Source organism: Affinundibacterium seohonense (assembly GCF_014284305.1).
Classification (GTDB): domain Bacteria; phylum Pseudomonadota; class Gammaproteobacteria; order Burkholderiales; family Burkholderiaceae_D; genus Undibacterium; species Undibacterium seohonense.
The window spans coordinates 102,279-109,179 of record NZ_JACOFW010000016.1; the positions used below are offsets into that span (position 1 = coordinate 102,279).

Here is a 6,901-nt window from a genome sequence, read left to right on the forward strand (position 1 = left end):
ATCGAATTATTTGCGCATTCACATCAATTATTTAGAGGTGTTTCGTATGTAGAAGTATTTGTAAGCGTAGGTGAGCAATAGTGAGCAATAGTGAGCATTAATAAGCCTTAGGGTCAGGCCCCGCTATAACGTGTCGCAGGTTCTATGTTGCATGTCATGACTTGAGCGTTCGTAGCATGCACGATTCCAAACTGCGCAATTCGCTTCGCTATTGACGCAGGATGACAAGATTGCGCCTTACCGAGTTCGTTCGGGCGGCGTCAGGGGATTTAGATAGATGTCTAGGCGCCCCAGCTTTGGAAGGCTTGTTGATCACAGAGACAAGTTTTTCCATCGCGGATGGATGAGGACAATACCGTAACTATCCCTACCTACCACTTTTTAATGATTCAATCCTGAAATTCTAGACTTTAGTCCTCACATTCCCTTGTTCGTCGGAAGTGAAAGGGGACGTCAATCGACGTCGACTACTATCGCTGCGAGCTAATTCAACAGGAGACATGATGCACACATTGATTCGATTACTAATTGTCGGATTCTTGACTGCAAGTTGTATTGCTTGCGCCGCGGACTTAGTTAGCGATCCTAGGTCTATGCACACTGAGACTCGTCGGCATCGCGAATTATCGACAGAGAAGACTAATGCGGATTCTGGTTCGCGGCAAGCTGAACTCTGTCAGACCGGCATCTTTAGAAAACATGGGTCGACTTTTGTTGCGCTTACTAAAGCGAGTCGAGGTTTTGACTATACCTTTAGCGACGGCATTGTTGGCAACACCTTAGATGCCAATTCACTAGTGATGTGTGGTGATGCTACTGTGTTGGTTCGAAATAAAGAGACTTGGGCGAGAGCTGCTATTGTTGAAACGGATACGCGTTTTGAGTCGAATGGAATTTCGCTCGCAGGTCGTCTAATCGAACCAAGTCAGGCCGATAAGCATACGCCTCTCGTAGTTTACGCGCATGGTTCTGAGGAAGGTGCTTGGATTGACCATGGGAGAGATCCTTATCAAATGGTGGGACGCGGCGTGTCGGTTTTTGTTTATGACAAACGCGGTACTGGACTCTCTCAAGGACACTACACGCAGAATTTTCCCATCTTAGCGAATGACCTGGTCGCAGCCTCGCACGAAGCCAAACGTTTGGCGGCTGGTCGTTATCGTCGTTTTGGCCTGATTGGTTTGAGCCAAGGTGGTTGGATCGCTCCGCTCGCCGCAGCGCGCGTTAAGGCAGATTTTTTAGGCATTGGGTACGGTCTCGCGGTGGATATTGCTGAAGAAGATGCGGCACAGGTGACAAAAGAACTGGAAGAACGTGGCTACGGCGCAGACGTGGTCGATATGGCGCGCATGGTTACTGACATTACCGCACGCATTGTTAAATCGACTTATAAAGACGGGCTCGATGACCTTGATTCTATCAAAAAGCGTTTCGAAAAAGAGCCGTGGTTTTCGATCATCAAAGGTGCTTATACCGGCGTGTTTCTGAGTATTCCAGTCAATGTACTTCGTAGCGATGGCGTTCCGCATTTGGATAAATTCGATGTCGACTGGTCGCAAGACCCCATGCGCGTTCTGCGAGCGATTGATGTCCCACAGCTATGGGCATTCGCGAATGAAGATCGGCAAGCACCGATTGCACTCACTGTGGAGCGTCTACAGAAATTGCGAGGTGAGGGCAAAAATAACGTGCTGTATATTTTCCCCAACACCGAGCATGGCATGTGGCGTTATGAGCAGGCACCTGATTTTTCACGCAAACACACTAGTGTGACGCCAGGGTTTTACGATTTGATGGCAGACTGGGCGAAAGGACGATTGAAAAAAAATTATGGGCAGTCGTTCCGCAGATAGGAACATCGCGTATGGCATGCTTCGGGGGGGAGCGTACGCACAGTTGTGGGTGCAATTTTTATAGAAACGCATCGCTGAGCTTATGTGGCATATCAAGACATGTCGGTCCGCAGCATGCCCGATTCCATTCGGCGCAATACACTTTGCTATCGACGCGCCACAGAAAGATTGCGCTTTACCAAATCGTCTTGCAAAACGGTCTCACCGCATGAACGCATCATATCCATAACCTAGCACCCAAGTGCTGGCACTAAAGCTGATAAAACCGAGAACATAGGCGACGCCAGATTTTAGAAAGCTTGCAAGCTTTCCCTGATCAAAAAATTGGCCGATGGCCCAAGAAAGATAAATGAAAGTCACACCACTAAGAGCTGGCATGACATTGAATCCAGTAACGCCATTGAGAACCGCTGCCAGAGCGAAAAAAAGCATGCCGATACCCATGACAAAAGCAAGTAATATCAAAATTTCAAAGAAATTCACATCATGCTTTCTAAAGAAAATCCGTAGCCAACACGCAATGAAAAATCCCATAATAATGTTGGCGTAACCATAGTGACCATGTACCCAGCGGGAAATTGCATCATAGGTGGGCGTGGTATCGGCACTGATTTTGAAATAGCCTTTTTCGATATGAAAGAAATGCTCTGCCAACGTATAAATCAAGGACGTGACGATAATAAATATAATCGGCTTGACTAGCCGACTACGATTTTCAGAAATGTACTCCCTGACGCATTTTCCGGGACGCAGCAACAACTCTTTGATCGTAAAAAAGAGTCCCTTTTCGAAATGCAAAACATGCTCGATCTCGTGCAAAATAAAATGGCCGTCAATTCTTTTTAGCTGCTTCGCATTGCCGCATTGCGCGCAATAGTTTCCTTGAATCTTACTCTTACAGTTTTTACAGTTCATAGCGTTGCTTGTGAAAAAATGAGAGAACTTCGGCGATGCGGTTTAAAGATTGTCGTTCGCGAAAATAGCAGGCAATGCGAGCGTGAATTTGAAGTGTGATGTATTTTTAATTGACCGTCAAAACTATTTTGATTATCGAGTGATCCTATCCCAGTTAAAGGAGCAAGCGCAATCTTAGGTCTTGTCTTCAAGAGTCCAGCGACTGACTTTATAGTTGCTAACGTGGTGGATCGATACAGCTATCGCGGCGACATTGACCTGCACCGTTTTGCGCGAATTTGACAAGCCAAGCGAAGGTTTTTTTGCTTTTCTCCGCTGCATATCTTGCGCAGCTATAGATCATTTTATCGGTCTTGTTTTCCCATACATAATCCTGATACAGCAAACCTTCTTCTCGTCCATCAAAAGGACCATAGGGTTTGCCGTAAAGCTTAGTGAGTTTCTGCAGCGTTGGTTCACATGGTGGATTTGTGTTGGATGTTTTGCGCATGAACGCATCGGGCATCGGCTTGTCGAAATGACGCACGATCGGTAAGAGCGCGTAGTGCGGCTTTTTGTTGTGCAGAAAAATGACGGCGAAATTCACATTGTCTTTGGCATCTGCTTGGTTGATATGCACCGTGATACTTTGATCTTGCGCGTCAAAATACGAATGTGGCAAGTTGGCTTTAATTTCGGCAGGGATAATGTTGAGATGTAAACCACCAAAGCTAAAAATGGCTTTGCCTGTGACCGTGGTGGGAGTCGCATCGCCCTTTGATTGATCTTGACCTAGGGCGAAGGTACTCACACAACATAAGCTAAGCAAACTGAGGTATGTTTTCCATCTCATCGAAGCCTCTTTTCCTTTATTTTTTTGTTGCGGTGGCGTCAAACCATGGCGCGGTCTGCGTTCATGAATGCATCAGGATTTGATCTATTTCCCAGCCGCTCCACCATCTGCCGGCCGACGGTCGACACCGCCTTCTAGTAAATTCTCTTTCGCATTCAATATGATCACTTCGGCGGCACCTTGATTGCCACCTTCTACCACGTTGTGTCCCATCGCTTTGAGTAGCTTGATGGTGTCAGCAGAGAAGCCAAAACGTTCAATAGTTAAGGTATCCGGTAACCATTGGTGATGCATGCGACCAGCATCGACCGCTTCTTGCGCGTTCATACCAAAATCAATCACGTTAAGGATGGTGGTGAGTACCGTGTTAATGATGGTTTTGCCACCCGGTGAGCCAGTCACCATAAACAATTGGCCATCTTTGCTGATGATAGTCGGCGCCATGCTGGAGAGCATACGCTTGCCGGGTACGGCGAGATTAGGCTTGGTGCCGATCTGTCCGCGCTCGGTCGTCAAGCCTGGCCCTGCATTGAAATCGCCCATCTCATTATTCAATATAAAACCCGTGCCCGGCGCAACGATACGTGAGCCGTATGGGTATTCCAAAGTATAGGTCAAGGAGACGGCATTGCGCTGTGCATCGACCACCGACAGGTGCGTGGTTTCTAGTGATTCTGCAGGCCAGGTGAATGATGTGGGTGTGGATTTAGATGCCTTAGCGGGGTTAATTGTCTTGCGTAAGTTGGCTGCATAGTCTTTCGACGTTAAGCGTGTGATAGGCATGTCGCTGACAAAATCAGGGTCACCCAGATGCTGCGCTCTGTCTGCAAAAGCACGGCGCATAGCCTCGGTAATGAGATGTTGATTCTTGGCAGAACCATAGCCGTTGGCTTTCAGATCATAGCCTTCGAGCATGTTGAGCATCTCGACCAACGCGACACCGCCAGAGCTGGGTGGTGCCATGCCGATAATGTCATAGCCACGATAACTCCCTTTGATCACGTCGCGCTTTTTTGCTTGATAGGCTTTTAGATCTTCGCGTGTGATGAGACCGCCATTGGCCTTCATGTCTTGCTCGATTAATAGTGCGGTTTCACCCTCATAGAAACCTGCTGGACCTTGCTCGGCAATGCGTAGCAAGCTGCGCGCAAGATCGGCTTGTTTCAGTGTTTCACCTGCTTGATAAGGCTGTCCATTTTTGGAAAATTGCGCCAGCGTTGCCGGATATTTTTTAAAAGAGGGCAATACTCTTTCTAAGGAACGCGCCAAGCCATGCGAGACTTCAAAACCATCACGCGCCAAAATGACGGCTGGCATGACCAGTTCTTTCCAAGGTTTGGAACCTTGTTCTTGCCATGCCATATACAAACCCGCAACCGTGCCAGGCACGCCGACGGAACGGTGGCTATTGTGATGTAAATCGTAGTCGTATTTACCGTCTTTCAACCACATCTCAGGAGAGGAGCCGCTAGGGGCGGACTCACGAAAATCATACGAGACAGCTGCCCCACTAGTCGAGCGATACACCAGAAAACCACCGCCACCGATATTGCCAGCCGTAGGATGCGTGACTGCCAGCGCGAACGCAGTGGCTATCGCTGAGTCCATCGCATTGCCGCCGTTTTTGATCACCTGAAACCCCACTTCGGAGGCGATATCGCTTTGCGATACAACCATGCCCAGCTTGGCACGGGCTGGCGTCGATCCAGCGTGTACGGTTGGTGTTGCAAGCACAAGTAAAGAAACGGCGGAAACAAGAACGAGAAGCTGACGGCGTAGCATGGAACATCTCCAGAAAGAGGGAAGATCGAAACGTGTAAATCAAATTAATCGAGCGGTGAAAGGTTCACGATCAAGCAGAATAGGCACAACTATACCTTTTTTAGGTGCTGATCATATAAACGCAGTGAGGAATTTTGGTTTAATACCTCTCGACTGCCATCGATCGAACTAACGAAGCTTTTTTGAAAGGCAGCAACAGGAAAAATGTAGGGCGGGTGCGACCCGCGCCGACAGAATGTTCAAAGTGCTGAAAGGGTAATTAGATACTTGAAAGAATACTTTAACGATAAATCGTTGAGGTAATTTACAGCGCGGGTCGCACCCACCCTAGATGGCGAGTTTTGCATTTACCGACAGTCATCGATAGCACTAACGAATTCTGATCACGATGGCTGAAGCGCAGCTCTTACCAATGGTAGCGCTTTTTCAGCCTGAGCTGCCGCCGAACTCAAAATCGAGATCAGCAGATCAGGAATCAAAGGATTTATTGATTTTCGTCTGATTAACTTTGCATTGAAATGAACAATCTCTTCGCAAATTTTAATCGTTCGATTTAAATGCAATATCCCATTTTCAGCATCGTGGGCAATCGTGTTAATTTGCTGATTGATCCCTTCTATCTCAGAATAAATTGATGAGGTAGACAAATCTGCCATCATGATGTTCAAAGCAGCGCCTATGTCGGATGCTAATGTGATCAGTGCTTGTTTGGCTTCAACGACGGCGTTTGAATTGGAGGTGTTGCAGGGCGCATTCATGAGGGAACTCCTTCGTTGTTGCTTGTTGATGTCGGGGTTTGAATGATACGTTGAATTTCGGACGTCTTGCGTATTTTAGAATTTCAAACGTCGTTACTAATTGTGCTGATGTTGGAATGTCAGCATCGTAGGGTGTAATAGCGAAGCGTATTACACCGTTGCTGAACGATGCCATACGGCGCAATACGCTTCGCTATTGAAGCCTTACGAAAAAACTGCACCGTCCCGAGTTGGGTATAAAAGAACCAAAAATCTGGCTAGCACCAAAGCCAGCAAACTTAGTTAAACTCTGCTTAAACACGATATTAAACACTAGCTAAGGTAACGATAACGGCAAAAAACGAGAGCGACATAAGCGCAATAAATAGCAATACGATCGTGCGCCACAAAGCCTCGAATTTGGTTAAGCTATACGCATTGCGTAACTGAGAAAACATATGAAACGGGGGAACAAATGCAAATAAGAGTGACGCGATCACGATATATTCATACTTAGCTAATATGGCGATGATGCTCATCAATATGCACATGAAAGACAAAGAATAAAGTGCAAATACAGCGTGGTCAAACATCACAAATTGCCGTCTAAATGCAAATAACATCCATAAAAATGGCAAGGACAAAGGTAACAATAGAGCCTGTAAGAATTTCTGTGTAAATGCCACGGAACAAGTTAGTGATCGTGTTTTTGAATACGATCACCGAACTCAATCATAAAACGATTTAAGGCCATACGCCAATTGTGAATCGGCATCGTCCAT

At 46.8% G+C, this 6,901-nt stretch carries 6 protein-coding genes; 1 reads left to right on the top strand and 5 read right to left on the bottom strand.

What is annotated here, in order from left to right:
• The first annotated feature begins 503 nt into the window (after positions 1 to 503).
• A complete protein-coding gene (locus H8K52_RS14035; RefSeq protein ID WP_186923535.1) occupies positions 504 to 1,853 on the top strand; it encodes an alpha/beta hydrolase family protein in 1,350 nt (449 codons plus the stop codon).
• A gap of 201 nt (positions 1,854 to 2,054) precedes the next feature.
• Here the strand turns inward: H8K52_RS14035 and H8K52_RS14040 are convergent, their stop codons facing one another.
• The 5 genes from H8K52_RS14040 to H8K52_RS14060 all read right to left on the bottom strand — a co-directional run bounded on the left by H8K52_RS14040 (position 2,055) and on the right by H8K52_RS14060 (position 6,805).
• The gene (locus H8K52_RS14040; RefSeq protein WP_186923536.1) at positions 2,055 to 2,768 is read right to left on the bottom strand and encodes a DUF3667 domain-containing protein; all 714 of its coding nucleotides are present in this window, start codon (positions 2,766 to 2,768) and stop codon (positions 2,055 to 2,057) included.
• Between the two features lie 217 nt (positions 2,769 to 2,985).
• The gene (locus H8K52_RS14045; protein ID WP_186923537.1) at positions 2,986 to 3,600 is read right to left on the bottom strand and encodes a hypothetical protein; all 615 of its coding nucleotides are present in this window, start codon (positions 3,598 to 3,600) and stop codon (positions 2,986 to 2,988) included.
• Positions 3,601 to 3,684: 84 nt separating this feature from the next.
• Positions 3,685 to 5,382 carry a gamma-glutamyltransferase gene (gene ggt / locus H8K52_RS14050; RefSeq protein WP_222613786.1) on the bottom strand — a complete coding sequence of 566 codons (1,698 nt, stop codon included), beginning with the start codon at positions 5,380 to 5,382 and terminating at the stop codon, positions 3,685 to 3,687.
• A 383-nt stretch (positions 5,383 to 5,765) separates the two neighbouring features.
• Positions 5,766 to 6,140, bottom strand: a complete 375-nt coding sequence (locus tag H8K52_RS14055) for a hypothetical protein (RefSeq protein ID WP_186923538.1) — start codon at positions 6,138 to 6,140, stop codon at positions 5,766 to 5,768.
• 305 nt (positions 6,141 to 6,445) lie between these two features.
• Positions 6,446 to 6,805: a hypothetical protein gene (locus H8K52_RS14060; RefSeq protein WP_186923539.1), complete on the bottom strand. Its 360-nt coding sequence runs from the start codon at positions 6,803 to 6,805 to the stop codon at positions 6,446 to 6,448.
• Positions 6,806 to 6,901 lie beyond the last annotated feature (96 nt).